Raw genomic sequence first — 21,896 nt, 5'->3', positions numbered from 1 at the left:
GCTTCGCGGGCAAGCCTCGCTCCTACAGAATTGCGTCGTTGTGTCGAGCGACACACAACTTGTAGGAGCGAGGCTTGCCCGCGAAGGCATTCTCAAGGCTGACTACAACAACGGCTCATCCGCCTTCTTGTGCTTCCAGCTGTCATTGCCCGGCAGCAACAGATTCAGCCCGATCGCCACCACCGCGCACAACGCAATGCCTTTGAGGCCGAAGTCATCGGGGCCGGTGCCAGTGCCGACCAGCACACCGCCAATCCCGAACACCAACGTCACCGACACAATCACCAGATTGCGCGCTTCGCCCAGGTCGATCTTGTGGCGAATCAGCGTGTTCATCCCCACCGCAGCGATCGAGCCAAACAACAGGCACAGAATCCCGCCCATTACCGGCACCGGGATGCTTTGCAGCAGTGCGCCGAACTTGCCGACGAACGCCAGGCTGATGGCAAAGATCGCCGCCCAGGTCATGATTTTCGGGTTGTAGTTCTTGGTCAGCATCACCGCGCCCGTCACTTCGGCGTAGGTGGTGTTGGGCGGGCCGCCGAACAGACCGGCAGCGGTGGTGGCAATGCCATCGCCGAGCAGGGTGCGGTGCAAGCCGGGTTTCTTCAGGTAATCGCGGCCGGTCACGCTGCCGACGGCAATTACCCCGCCGATATGCTCGATGGCTGGCGCCAGGGCTACCGGAACGATGAACAGAATCGCCTGCCAGTTGAATTCCGGCGCGGTGAAGTGCGGAATCGCAAACCACGGTGCGGCGGCAATCTTCGCGGTGTCGACGACGCCGAAATAGAACGCCATGGCAAAACCGACCAGCACGCCGGAAATGATCGGCACCAGGCGGAAGATGCCTTTACCGAACACGGCGACGATCAGCGTGGTGAGCAGCGCCGGCATCGAGATCAGCATGGCGGTCTGATAGGGAATCAGCTCGGTGCCGTCGCCAGCCTTGCCCATCGCCATGTTGGCGGCAATCGGCGCCATGGCCAGGCCGATCGAGATGATCACCGGACCAATCACTACCGGTGGCAGCAGACGGTCGATGAAACCGGTGCCTTTGATCTTCACCGCAAGGCCGAGAAAGGTGTAGACGAAACCCGCCGCCATCACGCCGCCCATGGTCGCCGCGAGGCCGAACTGGCCCTTGGCGAGAATGATCGGGGTGATGAAAGCGAAGCTCGATGCGAGGAATACCGGCACCTGGCGCCCGGTGACGATCTGGAACAGAATCGTCCCCAGGCCTGCGGTAAACAGCGCCACGTTAGGGTCAAGGCCGGTAATCAGCGGCATCAACACCAGGGCGCCGAAGGCCACGAACAGCATCTGTGCGCCAGACAGAACCGTGCGCCAGAGCGGATCGTTGAACTCTTGCTGCATGCTCAAGCGTCCTTCTGCTTGGTACCGAAGATCTTGTCACCGGCATCGCCCAAGCCTGGGATGATGTAACCGTGTTCGTTGAGTTTTTCATCAATGGAGGCGGTGTAGATCATCACGTCCGGGTGCGCTTTGCCTACAGCGGCGATGCCTTCCGGCGCGGCAACCAGGACCATGGCGCGGATGTCGCGGCAACCGGCCTTTTTCAGCAGGTCGATGGTGGCGACCATGGAGCTGCCGGTGGCGAGCATCGGGTCGATGATCATTGCCAGGCGCTCGTTGATTTCCGGAACCAGTTTTTCCAGGTAGGTGTGGGCCTGCAGGGTTTGTTCGTTGCGGGCCACGCCGACGGCGCTGACCTTGGCACCCGGGATCAGGCTCAGCACGCCTTCGAGCATGCCGATGCCGGCGCGCAGGATTGGCACTACGGTGATTTTCTTGCCGGCGATTTTCTCCACCGACACGGTGCCGCACCAACCTTCGATGTCGTAGGTTTCCAGCGGCAGGTCTTTGGTGGCTTCATAGGTCAGCAGGGCACCGACTTCCTGAGCGAGCTCACGGAAATTCTTCGTGCTAATGTCGGCGCGGCGCATGAGGCCGAGTTTATGACGGATCAGCGGATGGCGGATCTCGAGGATGGGCATGGGAAAGGCTCCGGCGGCGGGCAAAAAAACCGGCCTAGATTAATCTATCCGAGGGTGTTGTCCTATAGACATACAGTACGTTAGTCCACAAACGCTTGATCTGGCCGTGCGGGATGCGTACCTTTGCCCGCTTTTCCCGAATCCGTCCCCCCCTGGAGAGCGCCATGTCCGCTGATCTCGAGCATATCCGTCAAATCATGCGAGAGGCTGACTGCCTGTACACCGAAGCTGAAGTCGAGGCGGCCATCGCCCGCGTCGGTGCACACATCAATGAACAGCTGGCTGACACTAACCCGGTGGTGTTCTGCGTGATGAACGGCGGCCTGATTTTCGCCGGCAAGCTGCTCACCCATCTGCACTTCCCGCTGGAAGCGTCCTACCTGCACGCCACCCGTTATCGCAACGAAACCAGCGGCGGTGACCTGTTCTGGAAAGCCAAGCCGGAAGTTTCGTTCCTCGACCGCGACGTGCTGATCATCGACGACATCCTCGATGAAGGTCACACCCTGGGCGCGATCATCGATTACTGCAAACACGCTGGCGCGCGCAAAGTGCACACCGCCGTGCTGATCGACAAGGACCACGACCGCAAGGCTCGCCCGGACCTGAAAGCCGATTTCGTCGGCCTGCCGTGCATCGACCGTTACATCTTCGGTTACGGCATGGACTACAAAGGTTACTGGCGTAACGCCAACGGGATTTTTGCTGTTAAAGGAATGTAAGAACATGACCGTGCCCAGCTTTCTTGATCAAACGTTGTTCGCCGGATTGGCCGAGAAAGCGGCCGCGAGTCCTCGCGGGCGTCAGCATCACAACTTCCATCAGATGGAAGAGGCTTGCCATCGCATGGCGGTGGGGTTACAGCCAAACACGTATATCCCGCCTCACCGACACTTGGGCGACAACAAGGCAGAAACATTGCTGGTCCTCAAAGGGCGGCTCGGTTTGCTGATCTTTGATGAGTCTGGCGTGGTCGTGACGAAGCAAGTCCTCGTCGCCGGTGGTGATTGTGTCGGCGTGGACCTGCCAACAGGCGTGTTCCATGGCCTGGTCGTGCTGGAAGCCGACAGCCTGATGTTCGAGTGCAAGGCCGGGCCTTATCGCCCGGTGGGTGAAGGTGAGCTGGCGACCTGGGCGCCACGTGAAGGCGAGCCGGGTGTGGCCGAGTATCAGGCGTGGATGCGCGCACAGTTTGATTGAGCCGTGCGCTCAATTTTCCTCGGCCAGCCAGCGTTCGCTTTTGCGACGGGCCTGTTCCAGGTTGTTCACGTAGGCCAGCTGACGCTGTTCCCGATGGATGCCCGCGCGCCTGAGCTTCAGGCGCACCCGTGGAGCGGTCGCCACCAGAATCAGGCCGATGCCGTCCTTGCGGTAATCCCTCAGGATATTGTCGAAGGCGGCCAGCGCCGTCATGTCCAGCATCGGCACGGCGCTCATCTCGACGATCACCACTTTGACCTCCGGGTTGAATTTGCGTAGCACCCCCAGCGCTTTTTCAGCTGCGCCGAAGAACAGCGGCCCGCGTATCGCGTAGCAGCGAACGTGCTCCGGCATGTCCTGCAAGGCTTGATGGAAGCCGCGAGGCAGTTCGGCGGTGTCGGTGAGATCGCTCATGCGCTTGATAAATAACCCGGCGGCCAGCAGCAGGCCGACGGCGACGGCCATCACCATGTCGAACAACACCGTCAGGCTCAGGCAGGTCAGCAAGACCAGCACATCGCTGCGAGGCGCGATGCGCAAGGTATGGAGCACGTGCCGGGCCTCGCTCATGTTCCACGCCACCATGACCAGCAACGCGGCCAGTGCCGCCATCGGCAAGTAGCTGAAAAGCGGTGCCAGGACGAGTATTGCCATCAGCACCACGGCGCTATGAATAATGGCGGCCAGTGGCGAAAAGGCGCCGCTGCGCACGTTGGTGGCACTTCGGGCAATGGCCGCCGTGGCGGTAATGCCACCGAACAAAGGTGCGATCAGGTTGCCCAGGCCCTGGCCCAGCAGTTCTGCGTTGGGGTCGTGTTTGCTGCCGGTCATGCCATCCGCCACCACCGCACACAACAAGGATTCGATGGCGCCGAGCATGGCAATGGCGAACGCGGGCGCCAGTAACTGACGGATCAAATCGTAAGACAGGTGCAGCGGCTGGCCGTCGGGGCCGGGTAGATTCCAAGGCCAATCGAAGCTTGGCAGGAACGGCGGAATGCCGGGATGGCTGACGCCGTCGACCATATAGCTGAAGCGCTCACCCAATGTCGCCACCGCCAGCCCGCCGTGCTCCAGCGCCACCCCCAGGAGCGCGCCGATTGTCAGCGCCACCAGATGCCCCGGAATCCTCGGCACCCACCGTGGCCAGACAATCAGAACGGCCAGGCATGTGAGGCCGATGATCCCGTCCCCTAGTCGGGCGCTGGGCAACGCCAGAATCAATACGCCCAGTTGTTCGATGTAGTGTTCTGCCTGGCCGGCGGTGGTCAGGCCCAGCAAATCCTTCAATTGCAGGGTGGCAATGACAATGCCGATCCCGGCGGTAAAGCCCAGGGTGACCGGGTACGGAATGTACTGAATCAACCGCCCGGCTCGAATCAGCCCCAAGGCAATGAGAATGACGCCGGCAAGCATGGTGCAAAGCAGCAGGCCGCCCAGGCCATATTGTTGGGTGATGGGCAACAGAATGACCACGAACGCGGCGGTCGGCCCACTGACATTGAAACGTGAACCTCCCGTCAGGGCGATCAGGGGCGCAGCGATCAGTACCGTATACAACCCTTGCTGGGGCGGTACACCTACGGCAATCGCCAGGGCCATGGCCAACGGGATGGCAATAATCCCTACCGTCACCCCGGCACTGATGTCGCCGCGTAAGCGCCTGAGGGTGTAGCCGGCGCGCCAGGTCTGACGCCAGGCCGCAAACAACGGGGGGACGGAGAACGTCATGCACACTCCCTAGAAGACGATGCACTGTTGAACGACGGCTGAAAGCTCGTCCAGCATGGCCAACCTCGTACTGCGAAGTATTGACCTATATCGCCAATTCGCGCGGTTGATCCTCATGCTAGAGTGCTTGGCCTCGTCTTCGGAGCCCGTCATGAGCCTTTTGATCCGCAGCTGCGCCGTCTTGTTGCTGACCCTCAGCCTGCCTCTGGCGGCCGCCCCGGCGCTGATGCACGCGCAGTTTCTGCCGCCTGATGACCTGACCCTGCGTGACGCGGAGCCCGAGCAGCAACAGTTGTTGCAGGTCACCGAGTATTCGGTGGTGGTTGGCAGCCAGCGTCAGTCCAATCAACAGCCGATTCCGGTCACGTCTCCGATGATGATCCGCCTCAAGGGCAAATCCTTGAACAAGGGCGCGACCATCAACCAGGTGCTGGTCAATTTCGACGGCGAAAGCAAAAGCCTGAAAAAGCCGATCTATGACGAAAAAAGCAAAACCCTGACGCTGTTTTACCCGATGGCGCAGTACCGGGTGGTGATCGATTTGTTGCGCAATGGCACGGTGTATTGCCAGTTCCTCAGCTACGCCAACGGCCATGTCTGGGCCGATCTGCACACGGGCGCTGTTCGTCCGCGTTGAGCCTTGTGCCCGGGCAGGGGTAAACTGCCCGCCCCGTGAAATGTCTGCGAGCTGGAGTCGGCAATGCGTAAAGATAAGAAACAAGTGATTGGTGACGAGATCGGCGATGAGCAGATCAAGTTGTTTCTCGATTTCGAACCGGTCGACGCCACTTCGCCGTCCCTGCATAAGCTGATCAAGGCCTACCGTGGCTTGCGCATCGATGACTTCGAGCGTTTTCTGACATTCTTCGTCGCAGCCGGCCTGGACCTGGATGGCAAGGATGAGCACGGCAATGACTTCGTCGCCCTGATCAAGGATCAGCGCAATGCCGCCGAGTACGTCGAGTTGATTGCCAAGGCGCGCGGCTGATCCCGGACACACCGGAATATGTGGCGAGGGAGCTTGCTCCCGCTTGAGTGCGCAGCGCTCACAAAATCTATGCCGTTCGCAGAGCTTTGGGGCCGCCTCGCAGCCCAGCGGGAGCAAGCTCCCTCGCCACAAAGATAATTTCAGCGTCCTAAAAAAACGCCCCGCTCTCACTGAGAACGGGGCGTTTTTCATGGGGCCGAATCAAGCGTAGCTTTCGGTCTCGTTACTGGCTTCAACCAGTTCCAGGGCGACGTTGTTGTGCGCATTGATCTTGCGATACAGCGCAGCGTCGGTTTCCAGAACTTTTTCCCGGGCCGGGAAGATTTCCGCCAGTTTGGCAGCCCATTCGCCGGATGCCTTGTTCGGGAAGCATTTTTCAATCAGCTCAAGCATGATCGAAACAGTCACCGAAGCGCCTGGGGAGGCGCCGAGCAGGGCGGCAAGGGAACCGTCCTTGGCCGCGACCAGTTCGGTACCGAACTGCAGAACGCCGCCTTTTTTCGGATCCTTCTTGATGATCTGCACCCGTTGGCCGGCCACTTCCAGGCGCCAGTCTTCGGCTTTCGCCTCAGGGTAGAAGCGACGCAGGGAGTCCAGACGCTGCTCCATCGACTGCATTACTTCGCTGACCAGGTACTTGGTCAGGTCCATGTTGTTTTTCGCCACGGCCAGCATCGGGCCGATGTTGCCGGCGCGAACCGACATCGGCAGGTCCATGAAGGAGCCATGCTTGAGGAACTTGGTGGTGAAACCGGCATAAGGTCCGAACAGCAGGGACTTCTTGCCATCGACCACGCGGGTATCCAGGTGCGGCACCGACATCGGTGGAGAACCCACCGCAGCCTGGCTGTAGACCTTGGCCTGGTGATGCTTGACCACTTCCGGATTGTCGCAACGCAGCCACTGGCCACTGATCGGGAAGCCGCCGAAGCCTTTGCTTTCTTCGATACCCGAGGCCTGCAACAGTGGCAGTGCCGCGCCGCCCGCACCGAGGAAGACGAATTTGGCGTCGACTTCACGGGTGTTGCCGCTGTTGACGTCCTTGATGCTGACGGTCCAGCCGCTGCCGTTACGCTTGAGGCCCGTCACGCGCTTGCAGTACTTGACCTGGGCATCGGGTGCGCTGGTCAGGTGCTTGAGCAATTGATTGGTCAGGGCGCCGAAGTTGACGTCGGTGCCGTTCATTACGCGGGTGGCTGCGACGACTTCGTCGGCTGGCCGGCCCGGCATCATCAACGGCATCCAGTCGGCCATGGTGGCCTTGTCTTCGGTGTATTCCATGTCCGAGAAGGCGTGGTGCTTACTCAGGGTCTTGAAGCGTTCCTTGAGGAAGGAAACGCCATCATTGCCCTGCACGAAGCTGAGGTGCGGCACCGGGCTGATGAACGTCTTGCAGGAGCCGAACGTGCCTTTTTTGGTCAGGTAGGACCAGAACTGCTTCGACACTTCAAACTGAGTGTTGATGTGCACGGCTTTCTTGATGTCGACGCTGCCGTCGGCCGCCTGCGGCGTGTAATTGAGCTCACACAGCCCGGCGTGACCGGTACCGGCGTTGTTCCATGGGTTGGAACTCTCCGCAGCACCGGAATCCATCAGCTCGACGACTTCCAGCTTGATCGCGGGGTCGAGTTCTTTGAGCAGTACGGCAAGGGTGGCACTCATGATGCCGGCCCCAACCAGTACTACGTCGACTGCTTCGTTATGCGCCATTTAACGCGTCTCCAAAATCTGCAGCACCAAATTGTCGGCATGGCTGCCAGGCGTTCCGGGGCGTGTCAGTGATGCCCAGGTACCCGTGGTCAGTGTTGCCATGTCCGAATCTTCGCAATTTTTCGCAACTTCGACGGATGCATGCGGCCGGGCCTAAAGAGTTACATGAACTCATCTCAGCGCGCGGCTGGCAATTCGACTTATGGTCGAGACATCCGTTTGTGCAACCAAATCCGTAGCGGACAGGCTTCAGGCTCCGGTGTTCGAGGAGTACTCGGTCCTGTGTCGTTGGGCTGTTTCAGACGCTAATGGTGCATGTTCAGACGCAAAACTATTCATTTGCTCGCCACACTCTTGTGAAGTTGTGAAAACCCGTTTTTTTCACGCTCTTTTGAAGACGTGAACCTCAAAAAAGGGCTGTCCCAGCCTGGCACCGTGCCCGGATGGATTGCCGTCATGGGGTACATGACAGGCAAAACGGGCAAACAGCTCAGTGACCGAGCGTAATGACAGCTCTGCAGATTCGCGAAAAGTGGGGTTTTTGCTCAAGGAACAGCAAGCGCGCCAGCTTCACTCGATCTGTGTGGGCGGCTCTCTGTGGGCGGTGCGGGGTGCCAATACCGAAGCATTGACGATGCTGCGAGGCCCGATCAGGAGACGTCCTTATAATCGGGGGGAGATTGTATCTAAGAAACGCAGGGAAATGGACGTGTTTAATGACTTTTATTAGGCGTCTGGTCAGGTGGTCAACAGATGTTGCACCCGTGCACGTGGCCGGCGCTGGCTGACACGGGCGCTCGGGGGCAGGGGATGGTGCAACCAGTTGAGGCGGATTTCTTCGATTTCGACCCAGCCATCGCCCATCGGCTGGAGGCTGCACTGCTTGAACGCCTGGCAATGGCCATTGCGGTCGAGCAGGGCAAAACTGCGGTGCAAGGGGCGTGGCGCGAACAGCGAGATGAGATAACGCATGACAAAGTACCTTGTGGGTGACCTGCCGAGAAGGTTGCCAGCAAGCCGTGACGTGAAAGTGTATGGGCGATGACAGATCTGTGACACGAGGGGGTTTCTGATAGGTTTGCAGGAAATTACTTCAATCATTGCAGCGCCCTAGTTCGCTGCAGTGGCGCACGGCTATACTGCGGGCCTGTTTGTGCCTGATTCTGGAGAGAAGAGCATGTTGCAACGCCTGTTGTTCGGTTTGATCACTGTGACCAGTTTGACCCTCGTCGGCTGCGCCCACAGCCCGCAACAACTGAACCCTGAACCCAAGCTGACAGCTCAGCTGGCGCCGGTCGGCCGCGGTCAGCCGGTGGTGGTGCGTGTGGTGGATGGTCGTCCGTCGCCAACCCTGGGCACCCGTGGTGGTTTGTACCCCGAGACCAGCGCGATCACCGTGCAGGGCGCGCAGATCCTGCCGAAGTTGCAGGCACAGGCCGAGGCGGCCGTGCGGTTGCTGGGCTTCACCCCGACCTCGAATGCGCTGAATGCCCCGCAATTGACCGTGACCCTGGCCGAGTTGAAGTATCAGTCGCCTAAAGAAGGCATGTACGTGACTGAAGCGACCATCGGCGCAACCTTCCGCTCGGATGTGCAGAACGCCAACCGTCGCTACAGCGGCCGTTACGGCGCATCCCTGGACCAGCGTTTCGGTATGGCGCCGAATCAGGAAACCAACACCAAGCTGGTCAGCGACGTGTTGAGCGATGCGTTGACGCGTCTGTTCAAGGACCCGACGATTGGTCAGATTCTCGGCGAGTAACTTTCGCGAGATTCAAAAAAGCCCGGTGCCAGCAATGGCTCCGGGCTTTTTCATGCCTGCTGATTACCGATCACCAGCAGGCGCGAGGCTGGTGGGGTCAGGCCGCTTGTGAATAGAAATCCAGCACGCTCACGCCGGTCAGCAAATCCGTCTCAGGCAAATCCGCATGCTGATGCCCGCCCAGTGCGCAATAAACCAGCCAATGGCGGTCCTGAACGTTAAAGGCGAGGCTTCCTACGAGGTTTTGTTGTTCGTCACTCTGGGCGATGAGGTAGAGGCGGTCCTGGTTTTCGGCGTGCAGCATGACGGTATCCGTGTCGGTTTCGAGGGCCGCCAGACTGGCGTATTCAGATGACGGAGCCGTGACACAGGGCAGCATTTGGTCAGATGGTTCGTTATTTGTCGGAAAGGCAGGGCAGGGGGACAGGCTTTCGGTAGAATTCGCGCCGCGGTCGTCGGTTCGGCGTCTGCCACACCTGTTTTGCCGAGGTCCGTGATGTCGTTGCATTTGATTTCGCTGTTCACCCACCATCCCGCCAAGTTGATCAACCTGCTGGCCTTGCTGTTGGCCTTCCCGGGTAGTTGGCTGCTGCATGCCACGCGTCGCCGTGAACAACGCGCCATGGCGAGCCTTGTCGCCCAACGCCAGAGCCGTCCGAACGAAGAGCCCACCCTGGATTGGGCGACGTTGCGCATGAACCGTTTCTTCTACCGCTTCGGCTTCGCGTGCCTGGGGTTGGCGTTGCTGGTGTCTTGGATCAGCACCTGGTTCTGAATCTTTGACGCAGAACCTTGTGGCGAGGGAGCTTGCTCCCGCTGGGCTGCGAAACGGCCCCACAACCAGCCATCCTTGTAGCGTCAGGCAAACCGCGAGCACCGATGTTTCGACTGCTGCTTAGTCGGGCGGGAGCAAGCTCCCTCGCCACAGGGACAGTGCCTTGCCGACCTACCGCGCCAAGGCCAATAAAAACGGCGCCTCGAAGGCGCCGTTGTTGTATCCAGTCAATTACAGCGGCAAACCTGCCTTGACCCGATACTGATTACGCACCGGCGTCGCATATTGCAGCACCAGATACGGCCGATGTTCCTCAGGGCAGGCTTCCAGTCGGCGTTGCCATTCTTCCTGGGCCTTGGCCAGTTCGTCGGCCGCAAACACCTCGGCAGCTTTTGGCACCTGCAATTGCGGGTCAGCGTCTTTCCACTGCGCGTAAGCCAGGTAATGCACCGGGAATAACCGGTAGCCGCCGAGAATCTGCCGGTCTATTTCGATCGCCAATTGCTTGGTGTCGTCGAACAGTTCGGTGATCGGCGCGGCGAAGTTCACGTGCACCCGGCCCTTGTAGCCGGTGATGCCCTTGGCGATGCTGACGTCGTCCTCGCCCGGGACTTTGGTGTAGCTGCCGGTGGTGGCACGGATGAACAACTCGCGGGCCTTGGCCTGGTCGCACGGGTCGTATTCGTAGCTGATCGACACCGGGCTGACGTTGAGCGAGCGGATGACTTCGCCGAACGGCTCGTCCTTGCGGCTCATGTGGAACATCTTCAGGATCGCCGACTCGGTGCGGTCATCACCGTCCTTGGCCCGGCCCTCGGCCTGGGCGATCCAGATGGAGGCGCAATCGTTGCGGATCGAGTGGTTGATGTAGGCGGACAGCAGCTGATACGCCGCCATCTTCTCGCGACGCCCGGTGATCGAACGGTGCACGATGAAGCTCTTGTTCAGGCGCATCAAATCGCTGACAAAGGGCTTTTGCAGCAAGTTGTCGCCGATCGCGATGCGCGGTGTCGGCAGGCCGGCGTGGTACACGGCGTAGTTGACGAAGGCCGGGTCCATCACGATGTCACGGTGGTTGGCGATGAACAGGTAGGCGCTGCCGGACTTGAACTGCTCGACGCCGGTGTACGTCACACCGTCCGTGGCTCGTTCGATGGTGTGGTCGACATACATCTCGACTTTATCCTGCAACGTCGCCACCGAGGTGACGCTGGCGAACTCACGGCGCAGCCGATGAGCTATAAGAGGTTTGAGCGCCCAGCCAAAGGCACCGGCAAAACGCGGGAAGCGGAAATGGATGAGGATATCTAGAAACGCCTTGTCGCCGAGCAGTCGGTCCAGCACCGCAGGGACTTCGCTGTCATTGTAAGGTCGGATGGCATCGAATTCGCCCATCATGCTCTCTTGTTAGAAACGGCTAGGGTAAGTAAAGGTTTTGATCGAAAACCAACGGGGCACGGTCTGAAAAGTTAGCCAGACAAAAATAGCCCTGCAAATAGACCGGCGATTATACGCACAAGTCACTTGGGAGACCGCGATGCTGGAACCTGCGTTGTACGAATGTCCGTATTGTGGTGAAGAGGTCGAGACGACGGTGGACCTGTCCGGTGGCGATCAGACCTATATCGAGGACTGTCAGGTGTGCTGTCGGCCGATAACGTTTGTGTTGCAGGTAGACGGAGAGGAATGGCATCTCGAAGTGTTCAGCGAAAACGAGTAAGGGGCGTCTATGCAGCGAATCTACGAGCCGGAAAACCTGATGGAAGGGGAGTTGCTGCAAGGCATGCTGGCCAGCGAGGGCATCGAGGCGCATCTGGTGGGCCGCGATTTGATCGGCGGGACCGGTGAACTGCCGATCTACGGCCTGCTGGGTTTGTCGGTGGACAACGACCAGGCCGAATACGCCCGCGAGCTGATCACCGCGTACAATGCCGCGCTGCCACTGCCCGGTGATGAACCGGACAGCTTTCCCGGCACGCTGGTCTGTTAGGCTGGCGTTCGTTTTATTGAGAGTCGTGTTGCCCCATGTGTGGACGTTATGCCCTGTTTCGCTGGAACCCCGCCTTCGCGGCCCTGCCTGGCTTCCCCGCCGATCAGCAGGCCCAGTGGAATATTTCCCCCAATGATTCGGTGCTGATGCTGCGTGCCGGTGCAGACGCTCAGCGTGAGTTGGCGCGGGCGCGTTGGGGGCTGACGCCGCCCTGGCTGACCGATCTTTCCCGCACCCCGGCCCATGCCCGGGCCGAAACCGTCGCTGAACAACCGATGTTTCGTCAGGCCTTGCGCGAACGCCGTTGCCTGCTGCCGGCCAACGGTTTCTACGAATGGCGCGGCACGACCCGCAAGCGCCCGTATTGGCTGACGCCGGGAGAAGGCTCGACCTTGTTTTTTGCGGCGATCTGGGAAGCGTATCCGGTGCAGGAGCAAGTGTGGCTGAGCACGGCGGTGATCACCCAGCCGGCCGCGAGTCAGCGTCGGCCGTTGATTCTGGATGAGGCAGGGCAGGCGGCGTGGCTTGATCCAGAGACGCCGCTGCATGTATTGCAAGGGTTGCTGGCCAGTGAACCCGCGGCGTTGCGCGAGCGGGTATTGGCAAATCTGGTGAATGATCCGAAGCTGAATGGGCCGGAGTGTCTGACTCCTGGTTAAAGGTTGCCTGTGCTGACGCCTTCGCGGGCAAGCCTCGCTCCTACGGACCGCAGTGTTCTGTAGGAGCGAGGCTTGCCCGCGAAGGGTTTTTTGGATCAAACCTTGAACTGATTGATCAACCGCCGCTGCTGCTCAGCCAACTTGGTCAGATCCGCACTCGCCGCACTGGATTCATCCGCCCCGCCGGCCACTTCATTGGCCACTTGCCCGATGTTGATCACGTTACGGTTGATGTCATCCGCCACCGCGCTCTGCTCTTCGGCCGCACTGGCAATCTGGGTGTTCATGTCATTGATCACCGACACCGCCTGAGTAATGGTCTCCAGGGCCTCGGCCGCTTTCGCCGCATGTTGCACGCTTTCGTCTGTGCGGTTCTGGCTGTCCTCCATGACCCGCACTACATCGCGGGTGCCTTGTTGCAGTTGCTGGATCATGGTCTGGATTTCTTCAGTGGCTTTCTGAGTCTTCTGCGCCAGGTTGCGCACTTCATCGGCCACCACCGCAAAACCGCGGCCCTGTTCGCCCGCGCGTGCCGCTTCAATGGCCGCATTCAAGGCCAGCAGATTGGTTTGTTCAGCGATCCCGCGAATGGCGGTCAGGATCGCATTGATGTTCTCGCTGTCCTTGGCCAGGGTTTGCACCACGCCCACAGCCTTGCCGATTTCAATTGCCAGGACGCCAATCGAATTCGACGTATCCCGGACAATTTGCATGCCCTGGGCCGCTGCCTGATCGGCATGGCTGGCGGCTTGCGCGGCCTGGGTGGCGTTGCGTGCCACGTCTTGGGCGGTGGCGGTCATTTCATGCACCGCCGTCGCCACTTGATCGATCTCGGCCATTTGCTTCTGCACACCGATGTTGGTGCGGATGGCAATGTCGGCGGTGTGTTCCGATGAATCGCTGACGCTCTGCACCGAGGTCACGACCTGGGTGATCATCGCCTGTAGCTTGGCGAGGAACGTGTTGAAGCCTTTGGCAATCGAGCCCAGTTCGTCGGCGCGGTCGCTGGTCAGGCGGCGCGTCAGGTCGCCTTCGCCTTTGGCGATATCGTCGAGCATCGCCACCATTTGCTTGAGCGGACGGGCGATGCCGTGGCCCACCAGCCAGATCACCAACAGACCGATACCGGCGATCAACAAACCGACCATGGCCATGCCGAAGGTGTCGGATTTGCGCTGAGCGTCCAGGTCGCCCTGGAGTTTTTGCAGGTCGGCCATCACGGCGTTCAGCGGCAATTGCAGCATCAAGGTCCAGCGCGCATCGGTCTGGCCGATGCCGAAGGGCAGGTACAACTCGATCCGGCCCTGGGCCTTGTCGACGGTGTAAGTCACTTCGCCGCCCTTGAGGTGGGCCATGTTGGCGATCTGCTTGCTGTCGAGAATGTCGCTGACCTTTTCGCCGAATTTGCTCGGGTCCTTGGTGTAGGCAACGATCCGGCCATTACCGCCGATCAGCGCCATTTCCCCTGCGCCGCTGTACAGTTTCTGATTCGCCCCCAGCAACATTTCCTGGATGAAGTTCACCGACAGGTCGGCACCGACGATGCCCTGGAAGGCGCCGTTGAGCATGATCGGTTCAATAAAGGAGGCGAGCATGACGATCTTGTCGCCGACCTTGTAGGGCGCCGGATCGATCACGCAGGACTTCTTGGTTTCTTTCGAGCACAGGTAGTACTCGCTGGCACGCACGCCGGTGGACAGGGTTTTCTGGTCATCGACGTCCACCAGTTTGTCCAGGCCCAGGGTGCCGTCCTCGTTGCGAAACCACCACGGCAGGAAGCGCCCGTTGCTGGCGTCGATGCCGACTACCTTGGTGTCGACGTAGGCTGCATCGTTGTGATCGAGCGCGTCTTTTTCCCAGCCTATATAGGTGCCGAGAATTTTCGGGTTCTTGGCCACGTTTTCCTTGATCAGGCTGATCAACTGCTCCCGGCTCAGACTCAATGTCGGCTGGCCATCGCCCCCCGGCGTACCGATCAGCGCGTTGACCCGCACCAGGCCGCCAGCGATCAGCAGCGGCGCTTCGAGTTCGCGCTGGATCTGGCTGACCTGAGTTTGCGCCAGAGAGGTCAGGCGCTGCTCGATGACTTGCTCGAATTGCGCCTGGGTCCGCTCCTGGACCATGTCTTGCGTCCGGGCGCCGGAAAACAGTGCGTACAGCACCAGCGCGGCGACTACGCTAAGGACGATGGCGCCGGCGAGGGCGGCCACGGAAAACTGGATCGACTTGAATTTCATGGGTGCTCCGCACGCAAGAGGACGTCTGCGGTGGTGTATCGGCAGGATGCTGGAGGGCCATGAGCGAGGCAGCGCGAAATGGCTGTTTTGGAGTGGTTGATGTCGTAAATGAATCATTGCCGGGCGTTGGCGGCCGTGGCGAGCGCCGTTATGTGAATTTTTTCCTACGGCAATGAGAGCTTTATCTGAAATGAGCGTCTACACGTCAGTTGTATCTGGTGCGGATACAGTTACCCGCCTAGGATACCCGGCATGTTTTCAGGGAGTTTTTTGATGAACAAGACATTGGTTGTGTGTGCGCTGAGCGCAGGTTTGTTGCTTGCCGGTTGTCAGTCGGTCAATACCACCAGCGGTGGGGCTGTTGGCGTAGAGCGTAAGCAGTACATGTTCAGCATGTTGTCCACCGACGAAGTCAACCAGATGTACGCGCAGTCTTATCAGAAGACTGTCGGAGAGGCGAGCACCAAGGGTGTGCTGGACAAGACCAGTAACGACGCCAAACGCGTCCAGCTGATTGCCGATCGGCTGATTGCCCAGGCGCCGGTGTTTCGTCCGGATTCGGCCCAGTGGAAATGGGAAGTCAACCTGATCAAGAGCGACGAGCTCAATGCCAACTGCGGGCCTGGCGGCAAGATCTTTTTCTACACGGGGCTGATCGACAAACTGCAACTCACCGACGATGAAATCGCCGCGATCATGGGCCATGAAATCGCCCATGCCCTGCGCGAGCATGGTCGTGAAGCGATGTCCAAGGCATACGGCGTCGAAATGGCCAAGCAAGGCGCAGGTGCGTTGCTCGGTCTGGGTCAGGACAGCCTGGCCCTGGCGGACACCGTGGCGAAATACGGCATGACCTTGCCCAACAGCCGTGGCAATGAAAACGAGGCGGACCTGATCGGCCTCGAGCTGGCGGCCCGCGCCGGTTACAACCCGAATGCGGCGATCACGTTGTGGAACAAAATGAGCAAAGCCTCGGAAGGCGCCCCACCTGAGTTCTTGAGTACGCACCCGGCTTCGTCCAGCCGGATTGCTTCGTTGCAGGCGGCGATTCCGAAGGTGATGCCGTTGTACGAGAAAGCGCCGAAATCCTGATGGTCAGGCGGTGATGCCGCTGACGCCTTCGCGGGTTAGCCTCACTCCTACAGGTTTTCGGTCGATTACGACACAGAATCTGTAGGCGCGAGGCTTGCCCGCGAAGAACGATAACGCGGTCTATCAACCTACGGCGTCAAACCCACCCGCTGCTCTGCATCGCCTTGTACACCGCCACAATCGCCAGGACAAAGAACGCCGACGCCGCCAGGCGACGGATCAGGGTGAGCGGCAATTTATCCGCCGCAAAGTTACCCGCCAGTACCACCGGCACGTTGGCAATCAACATCCCGGCGGTGGTGCCGATGATCACCAGCCACAAATCCGGGTATTGCGCGGCGAGCATCACCGTGGCGACCTGGGTTTTGTCGCCCATTTCTGCCAGGAAAAACGCGATCAGCGTGGTCAGGAACGGCCCGAACTTGCGGGCGGTGCTGGCTTCATCGTCGTCCATCTTATCCGGCACCAGGGTCCACAGTGCGGTCGCGGCGAAGCTCGCCGCCAGGATCCAGTGCAACACCGCATTCGAGAAGAAACTGCCGAACCAGGCGCCGACCGCACCGGCCGCCGCATGGTTGGCCAGGGTCGCGGCGACGATGCCGGCGATGATCGGCCAGGGTTTGCGAAAGCGGGCAGCGAGAATGAGCGCGAGCAGTTGCGTCTTGTCGCCGATTTCGGCCAAGGCAACGATTGCGGTGGGAACGAGCAAAGAGTCCAGCATCAGGGATTTTCCTAAGGGGCGGGTCGACACGGCTATGACACGTACAGCCTTCCCGCCCCGGGTAAGGTGTTCGTGTCATAGGTCTTGTCAAACCCTGCGATCCGTCTGATGCGGACGCTTGGGTCGCATACGCCATGGTCTGTTGACCAAGTATGTTGACGTATGCCGGACGAGCATGGCGCTCGTGGGAGACTACTCCCCTAGGACGGAGCGGATTCTGCCTAGGCAAAACCCGTTAGGCAAGCACTTATTTTTCAGCCTCGTTTGGCCCGATAAATTCTGAAACCCTGTCCTTCGGCCTTGATCGCGCACACGCCCAAGTGCTCTTCGATCAGCGGCTGATACTTCAGGAAGCTGTTCGCAACCAAGCGCAGTTCGCCGCCGTTTTTCAGATGTTTGGCTGCTTTTCGCAGCAAGTTCTCGGTGGCGAAGTAGTCGGTGTGAACGCCGACATGGAACGGTGGATTGCTCAGAATTGCACTTAAACCCATCGGTGCCGCGTCAATGCCGTCACCGGTAATCACGTCCGCTTCCAGGCCATTGGCAGCCAGCGTCATACGGCTGCTGGCGGCAGCGAATGCGTCCACGTCAAGCAACGTCACCTGATTGTGCGGATAACGACGTTTCACCGCCGCGCCCAGTACACCGGCACCGCAACCGAAGTCGAGCAAGTGGCCGCTCGGCAACTTGTCCAAGTGTTCCAGCAGCAATGCGCTACCGCGATCCAGCCGGCCGTGGCTGAACACGCCCGGCAGGCTGATGACTTTCAGCGGACCTTCGGCCAGCGGCAATTCATAGGTCTGGGCCAGGCTTTCCAGCGACTTGGCTTCTGGCGCGTTGGCCACGGTGACCAGCCAAAGCTGGCAATGCCGCGCGCTGTCGAGCTTGCGTGGCTTTCCGAACGGGTTCAGTTGCTTGGCCGCGCCTTCGATGCCGCTGCGTTTTTCACCCACCAGGTACAACTCTCGACCGGCCAGGCGAGAGGCGAGGGCGTTGAGAATGTAATCGGTCAGGTCCTTGGACTTGGGTAAAAACACCACCGCCGTCTCGAACTCACGCTCGGGTGCGGTCACACCAAAATGGCTGCGCTCGGCAAAACGCGCCTCCAGCGCCGCTTGATCACCGGCATGCCAGCACCAGCCATGGGCGTCGGGCAGACGGCCAAGCAAGTCGTCGGCGGGCAAACCGGCCAGCAGCACCGAACCCTGAAATAAGTCGGCCTGACGAAGCAGTACTTCACTGCGCGGATCCATAACTGCTCCTGTGAAAAAAAGTGCAGCAGTCTATCAACTGACGACCCGCAGCGCTTTACCGCTGAAGTATCCCTGCGCGTTTTCGGTCAACTGACCGACGATCCTTTGCCGCGCCTCGCGACTGCCCCAGGCGTTGTGCGGCGTGACGATCAGCCGTGGAATATCGTGGGCCAGCAACGGATTGCCGGCGGTCGGTGGCTCGACGCTCAGCACATCGGTCGCCGCGCCGCCCAGATGACCGTTGCGCAAGGCATCGGCCAGTGCCTGTTCATCGATCAAGCCACCGCGTGCGGTGTTGACCACGAACGCGCCGGGTTTCATCGAGGCCAGTTCGCGGGCACCAATGAAGTGGCGGGTGTGTTCGTTGAGCGGGCAGTGCAGGGTAAGCGCATCGATTTGCGGCAGCAGTTCATCCAGCGGTAAGCGATCCGGCCGGGCAGGGCGCCCCGGAATCTGTCCCAGCAACACACGCATGCCGAAGGCTTCGGCCAGCCGTGCGACGGCGCCGCCCAGTTCGCCATGGCCGAGCAGGCCGAGGGTTTTGCCCTCGAGTTCGACAATCGGGTAATCCAGCAGGCAGAACTGTTTCGCTTGCTGCCAGCGGCCTTCACCCACGGCTTTCTGATAGTCCGCCAGGCGCGTGGCCAGGTTGAGCAGCAACATGATCGTGTGCTGCGCCACCGACGGTGTACCGTAGCCCTGGCAGTTGCAGACCGTGATGCCGTGGGCACGAGCGGCCGCGAGGTCGACGTTATTGGTGCCGGTAGCGGTGATCAGGATCAGCTTCAGATCAGGGCTGGCGGCGATGGCGTTGGCGTCGATCAGAATCTTGTTGCTGATGGCCACGGTGGCGCCCTTGAGGCGTTCGATCACCTGCTCCGGCGTGGTCTGTGCGAACAGTTGCAAGTCGTCAAAGCAATCGCGCAACGGGCTGAGATCGAGGTCGCCCAGGTCCAGGGAAGGGTGGTCGAGGAAAACGGCGCGGCGAGAGTTCGTCATCAACTGTACCTTTTGTGCGGTGAACTGAAGGCGTAATCTGCCGAGCCTACCAGATGAAACATATAGTTACGCATTGCAGGCCAGGTGCGAAACCTGTGGGAGTGAGCCTGCTCGCGATGGGTCATTAACATTCAACACCTTTGTTGAATGTCAGATCGCATCGCGAGCAGGCTCGCTCCTACAGGGGTTGGCGTTGACCTGTGAATTTCATTTTGATCGATCTACCCCAAAGGAGCCCCCATGTACTGGACAGAGTTCTTGACCGTTGCCCTGATTCACTTGCTCGCCGTCGCCAGCCCCGGCCCGGATTTCGCCGTGGTGGTGCGTGAAAGCGTGACTCATGGCCGCCGCGCCGGGACCTGGACAGCGCTGGGCGTCGGTACGGCGATTTTCCTGCACGTCGGCTATTCATTGCTCGGCATCGGCCTGATCGTGTCGCAGTCGATCGTGCTGTTCAACGCCTTGAAATGGGCGGCTGCCGCGTATCTGCTGTACATCGGCTACAAGGCCTTGCGCGCGCAACCGGCTAAAGCCGTCACCGACGACTTGCACAAGGAAGCCGGCGAGCGCACACCCCGCGGTGCCTTCACCTCAGGTTTCGTGACCAACGGCCTGAACCCCAAAGCCACGCTGTTCTTTTTGTCGCTGTTCACCGTGGTGATCAACCCGCACACGCCGTTGGCGGTACAGGCAGGCTACGGGCTCTATCTCGCGGCGGCGACGGCCGTGTGGTTCTGCCTGGTGGCGCGGCTGTTCAGCCAGCAGCGCGTGCGCGCCGGTTTTGCGCGGATGGGCCATTGGTTCGACCGGACCATGGGTGTGGTGCTGATCGCCATCGGCGTCAAACTCGCTTTTACCGAGATGCATTGATCGCGCAGCGCCCTGGATAACGAACTCCCGCAAATGCTGGCGCAAAGCTAGCATTTGTACGGCTCTGCAAATCATTCCTTTGGCTGATTTGGCCGGCGTATAAGGGTTCTAGAGTGGTTGCCTCTTGAAGCCAACACCGTGCAGTCAGAAAAGGGATTCTTATGTTGCAGACTCGCGTTATCCCCCCAGCCGAAGGCGCTTACCAGTATCCGCTGCTGATCAAACGGCTGCTGATGTCCGGCGCTCGTTACGAGAAAACCCGCGAGATCATTTACCGCGACCAGTTGCGCTACAGCTATCCGACCCTGATCGAGCGGGTCGCGCGGCTGGCCAACGTGCTCACGGCGGCCGGGGTCAAGGCCGGCGATACCGTGGCGGTGATGGACTGGGATAGCCATCGGTATCTGGAATGCATGTTTGCCATCCCGATGATCGGCGCGGTGATTCACACCATCAACGTGCGCCTGTCACCGGAACAGATCCTCTACACCATGAACCACGCCGAGGACCGCTTCGTACTGGTCAACAGCGAATTCGTCGGGCTGTACCAGGCGATTGCCGGGCACCTGACCACGGTCGAGAAAACCCTGCTTCTGACAGACCTGCCGGAAAAAACCGCCGACTTGCCGAACCTGGTAGGCGAGTACGAGCAGTTGCTGGCGGCCGCGAGCACGCAGTACGACTTCCAGGATTTCGACGAAAACTCGGTCGCGACCACGTTCTACACCACCGGCACCACCGGCAACCCTAAAGGCGTGTACTTCACCCACCGGCAACTGGTGCTGCACACCATGGGCGTGTCGACCATCATGGGCGCCATCGACAGCGTGCGGCTGCTGGGCACCAACGACGTGTATATGCCGATCACGCCGATGTTCCACGTGCATGCCTGGGGCTTGCCGTATGTGGCGACCATGCTCGGGCTCAAGCAGGTTTATCCCGGCCGTTACGACCCGGAGTACCTGGTGGAGCTGTGGCGCAAGGAGAAGGTCACCTTTTCCCACTGCGTGCCGACCATCCTGCAGATGGTCCTCAATTCCAAGGCGGCGCAGAGCACCGATTTCGGCGGCTGGAAAATCGTCATCGGCGGCAGTGCGCTGAACCGTGCACTGTACGAAGCGGCCAAGGCCAAGGGCATTCAGCTGACCGCCGCTTATGGCATGTCGGAAACCGGGCCGTTGGTGTCCTGTGCCCACCTCAACGATGAGCTGATGGCCGGCACCGAAGACGAACGCACCACGTATCGCATCAAGGCCGGCGTGCCGGGGCCACTGGTGGAGGCGGCGATCGTCGACACCGACGGCAACTTCCTGCCCGCCGATGGCGAGACTCAGGGCGAACTGGTGCTGCGTGCGCCGTGGCTCACCGAGGGCTACTTCAACGAACCGCAAAAGGGCGCCGAGCTCTGGGCCGGGGGCTGGCTGCACACCGGCGACGTGGCGACGCTGGACAGCATGGGCGTGATCGACATTCGTGATCGCATCAAAGACGTGATCAAGACCGGCGGCGAGTGGATCTCGTCCCTGGACCTCGAAGATCTGATCAGCCGTCACGTGGCGGTACGCGAAGTAGCAGTGGTAGGCATCGCCGATCCACAGTGGGGCGAGCGCCCGTTTGCGCTGCTGGTGATCCGCGAAGGGCATGAGATCGGGGCTAAAGAGCTCAAGGAACACCTCAAGCCATTCGTAGAGTTGGGCCACCTGAGCAAGTGGGCGATCCCGAGCCAGATCGCCCTTGTTACTGAAATTCCCAAGACCAGTGTCGGCAAACTCGACAAGAAGCGCATCCGCCTAGACATCACTGAATGGCAGGCCAACAACAGCACCTTCCTCTCGACGCTTTAAGCGCCTTCTGGTGTGCCCGAAAGGGCACGCCAGCCCCACCAAGCAAG

23 protein-coding genes, 1 pseudogene and 1 riboswitch are annotated in these 21,896 nt (G+C 60.2%); of the genes and pseudogenes, 12 read left to right on the top strand and 12 right to left on the bottom strand.

Going from position 1 to position 21,896, the window contains the following annotated elements; genetic code table 11:
* Positions 1-102: 102 nt before the first annotated feature.
* On the bottom strand, positions 103-1,377 hold the full coding sequence (locus tag FBY01_RS26095; protein WP_010458235.1) for a uracil-xanthine permease family protein: 1,275 nt from the start codon (positions 1,375-1,377) through the stop codon (positions 103-105).
* Positions 1,378-1,379: 2 nt separating this feature from the next.
* Positions 1,380-2,018 carry a uracil phosphoribosyltransferase gene (gene upp / locus FBY01_RS26090; protein ID WP_010458234.1) on the bottom strand — a complete coding sequence of 213 codons (639 nt, stop codon included), beginning with the start codon at positions 2,016-2,018 and terminating at the stop codon, positions 1,380-1,382.
* 164 nt (positions 2,019-2,182) lie between these two features.
* On the opposite strand from upp, the gene FBY01_RS26085 reads away from it, so the two are divergent.
* Complete coding sequence (locus FBY01_RS26085) at positions 2,183-2,740, top strand: hypoxanthine-guanine phosphoribosyltransferase (RefSeq protein ID WP_010458232.1); 558 nt, start codon at positions 2,183-2,185, stop codon at positions 2,738-2,740.
* 4 nt (positions 2,741-2,744) lie between these two features.
* The gene (locus tag FBY01_RS26080) at positions 2,745-3,218 is read left to right on the top strand and encodes a WbuC family cupin fold metalloprotein (RefSeq protein WP_102595357.1); all 474 of its coding nucleotides are present in this window, start codon (positions 2,745-2,747) and stop codon (positions 3,216-3,218) included.
* A 9-nt stretch (positions 3,219-3,227) separates the two neighbouring features.
* On the opposite strand, the gene dauA is transcribed toward FBY01_RS26080, so the two are convergent.
* Entirely contained in the window at positions 3,228-4,949 is a 1,722-nt protein-coding gene (dauA, locus tag FBY01_RS26075; RefSeq protein ID WP_010458228.1) for a C4-dicarboxylic acid transporter DauA, read from the bottom strand.
* 151 nt (positions 4,950-5,100) lie between these two features.
* On the opposite strand from dauA, the gene FBY01_RS26070 reads away from it, so the two are divergent.
* Both FBY01_RS26070 and FBY01_RS26065 read left to right on the top strand, forming a co-directional pair.
* Positions 5,101-5,586: a hypothetical protein gene (locus FBY01_RS26070; RefSeq protein WP_145310092.1), complete on the top strand. Its 486-nt coding sequence runs from the start codon at positions 5,101-5,103 to the stop codon at positions 5,584-5,586.
* 63 nt (positions 5,587-5,649) lie between these two features.
* Positions 5,650-5,937 (top strand): PA4642 family protein, encoded by a 288-nt coding sequence (locus FBY01_RS26065; protein WP_145310094.1) that lies wholly within the window; start codon positions 5,650-5,652, stop codon positions 5,935-5,937.
* Between the two features lie 201 nt (positions 5,938-6,138).
* Here the strand turns inward: FBY01_RS26065 and mqo are convergent, their stop codons facing one another.
* Together mqo and FBY01_RS26055 are read right to left on the bottom strand one after the other, a co-directional pair.
* On the bottom strand, positions 6,139-7,647 hold the full coding sequence (gene mqo, locus FBY01_RS26060; RefSeq protein WP_077749003.1) for a malate dehydrogenase (quinone): 1,509 nt from the start codon (positions 7,645-7,647) through the stop codon (positions 6,139-6,141).
* Positions 7,648-8,385: 738 nt separating this feature from the next.
* Positions 8,386-8,619 carry a hypothetical protein gene (locus tag FBY01_RS26055; protein WP_010458219.1) on the bottom strand — a complete coding sequence of 78 codons (234 nt, stop codon included), beginning with the start codon at positions 8,617-8,619 and terminating at the stop codon, positions 8,386-8,388.
* Positions 8,620-8,824: 205 nt separating this feature from the next.
* Here FBY01_RS26055 and FBY01_RS26050 point away from each other — a divergent pair, with 205 nt between their 5' ends.
* Positions 8,825-9,409, top strand: coding sequence for a YajG family lipoprotein (locus tag FBY01_RS26050; RefSeq protein ID WP_010458217.1), 585 nt, complete (start codon positions 8,825-8,827; stop codon positions 9,407-9,409).
* A gap of 97 nt (positions 9,410-9,506) precedes the next feature.
* On the opposite strand, the gene FBY01_RS26045 is transcribed toward FBY01_RS26050, so the two are convergent.
* Positions 9,507-9,713 carry a hypothetical protein gene (locus FBY01_RS26045; RefSeq protein ID WP_010458215.1) on the bottom strand — a complete coding sequence of 69 codons (207 nt, stop codon included), beginning with the start codon at positions 9,711-9,713 and terminating at the stop codon, positions 9,507-9,509.
* A 192-nt stretch (positions 9,714-9,905) separates the two neighbouring features.
* On the opposite strand from FBY01_RS26045, the gene FBY01_RS26040 reads away from it, so the two are divergent.
* Entirely contained in the window at positions 9,906-10,184 is a 279-nt protein-coding gene (locus FBY01_RS26040; RefSeq protein ID WP_010458213.1) for a hypothetical protein, read from the top strand.
* Positions 10,185-10,415: 231 nt separating this feature from the next.
* On the opposite strand, the gene FBY01_RS26035 is transcribed toward FBY01_RS26040, so the two are convergent.
* On the bottom strand, positions 10,416-11,582 hold the full coding sequence (locus FBY01_RS26035; protein WP_077749002.1) for a 1-acyl-sn-glycerol-3-phosphate acyltransferase: 1,167 nt from the start codon (positions 11,580-11,582) through the stop codon (positions 10,416-10,418).
* 139 nt (positions 11,583-11,721) lie between these two features.
* Here FBY01_RS26035 and FBY01_RS26030 point away from each other — a divergent pair, with 139 nt between their 5' ends.
* The 3 genes from FBY01_RS26030 to FBY01_RS26020 are packed head-to-tail and all read left to right on the top strand — an operon-like array spanning position 11,722 to position 12,833.
* The gene (locus tag FBY01_RS26030; RefSeq protein WP_010458210.1) at positions 11,722-11,904 is read left to right on the top strand and encodes a CPXCG motif-containing cysteine-rich protein; all 183 of its coding nucleotides are present in this window, start codon (positions 11,722-11,724) and stop codon (positions 11,902-11,904) included.
* Positions 11,905-11,913: 9 nt separating this feature from the next.
* Positions 11,914-12,174 carry a putative signal transducing protein gene (locus tag FBY01_RS26025; protein WP_010458208.1) on the top strand — a complete coding sequence of 87 codons (261 nt, stop codon included), beginning with the start codon at positions 11,914-11,916 and terminating at the stop codon, positions 12,172-12,174.
* A gap of 35 nt (positions 12,175-12,209) precedes the next feature.
* Positions 12,210-12,833 (top strand): SOS response-associated peptidase, encoded by a 624-nt coding sequence (locus tag FBY01_RS26020; protein ID WP_010458207.1) that lies wholly within the window; start codon positions 12,210-12,212, stop codon positions 12,831-12,833.
* A gap of 95 nt (positions 12,834-12,928) precedes the next feature.
* On the opposite strand, the gene FBY01_RS32355 is transcribed toward FBY01_RS26020, so the two are convergent.
* Both FBY01_RS32355 and FBY01_RS32350 read right to left on the bottom strand, forming a co-directional pair.
* Positions 12,929-13,672: a methyl-accepting chemotaxis protein gene (locus FBY01_RS32355; RefSeq protein ID WP_370693218.1), complete on the bottom strand. Its 744-nt coding sequence runs from the start codon at positions 13,670-13,672 to the stop codon at positions 12,929-12,931.
* Positions 13,673-13,783: 111 nt separating this feature from the next.
* A pseudogene (locus tag FBY01_RS32350) lies at positions 13,784-13,981 on the bottom strand (HAMP domain-containing protein); the annotation flags it as partial.
* A gap of 1,362 nt (positions 13,982-15,343) precedes the next feature.
* Here FBY01_RS32350 and FBY01_RS26010 point away from each other — a divergent pair.
* Positions 15,344-16,162 carry a M48 family metallopeptidase gene (locus FBY01_RS26010; RefSeq protein WP_010458203.1) on the top strand — a complete coding sequence of 273 codons (819 nt, stop codon included), beginning with the start codon at positions 15,344-15,346 and terminating at the stop codon, positions 16,160-16,162.
* 136 nt (positions 16,163-16,298) lie between these two features.
* On the opposite strand, the gene FBY01_RS26005 is transcribed toward FBY01_RS26010, so the two are convergent.
* From FBY01_RS26005 to FBY01_RS25995, 3 genes are all read right to left on the bottom strand, one after another.
* Positions 16,299-16,883 carry a TMEM165/GDT1 family protein gene (locus tag FBY01_RS26005; RefSeq protein ID WP_010458201.1) on the bottom strand — a complete coding sequence of 195 codons (585 nt, stop codon included), beginning with the start codon at positions 16,881-16,883 and terminating at the stop codon, positions 16,299-16,301.
* A gap of 90 nt (positions 16,884-16,973) precedes the next feature.
* A riboswitch (yybP-ykoY riboswitch) is annotated at positions 16,974-17,096 on the bottom strand.
* A gap of 41 nt (positions 17,097-17,137) precedes the next feature.
* Positions 17,138-18,136, bottom strand: a complete 999-nt coding sequence (locus FBY01_RS26000) for a class I SAM-dependent methyltransferase (RefSeq protein ID WP_010458199.1) — start codon at positions 18,134-18,136, stop codon at positions 17,138-17,140.
* Positions 18,137-18,169: 33 nt separating this feature from the next.
* Complete coding sequence (locus FBY01_RS25995; protein WP_010458197.1) at positions 18,170-19,135, bottom strand: 2-hydroxyacid dehydrogenase; 966 nt, start codon at positions 19,133-19,135, stop codon at positions 18,170-18,172.
* Positions 19,136-19,375: 240 nt separating this feature from the next.
* Here FBY01_RS25995 and FBY01_RS25990 point away from each other — a divergent pair, with 240 nt between their 5' ends.
* Positions 19,376-20,005, top strand: coding sequence for a LysE family translocator (locus FBY01_RS25990; RefSeq protein WP_083375764.1), 630 nt, complete (start codon positions 19,376-19,378; stop codon positions 20,003-20,005).
* 161 nt (positions 20,006-20,166) lie between these two features.
* Positions 20,167-21,849: a fatty acid--CoA ligase gene (locus FBY01_RS25985; RefSeq protein ID WP_077748998.1), complete on the top strand. Its 1,683-nt coding sequence runs from the start codon at positions 20,167-20,169 to the stop codon at positions 21,847-21,849.
* Positions 21,850-21,896 lie beyond the last annotated feature (47 nt).

Origin of the sequence: Pseudomonas sp. SJZ077 (assembly GCF_007993905.1) — a bacterium.
GTDB classification, from domain to species: domain Bacteria; phylum Pseudomonadota; class Gammaproteobacteria; order Pseudomonadales; family Pseudomonadaceae; genus Aquipseudomonas; species Aquipseudomonas mandelii.
The sequence above is the reverse complement of the archived record's forward strand: the minus strand, read 5'-3'. Positions and strand labels throughout refer to the sequence as shown.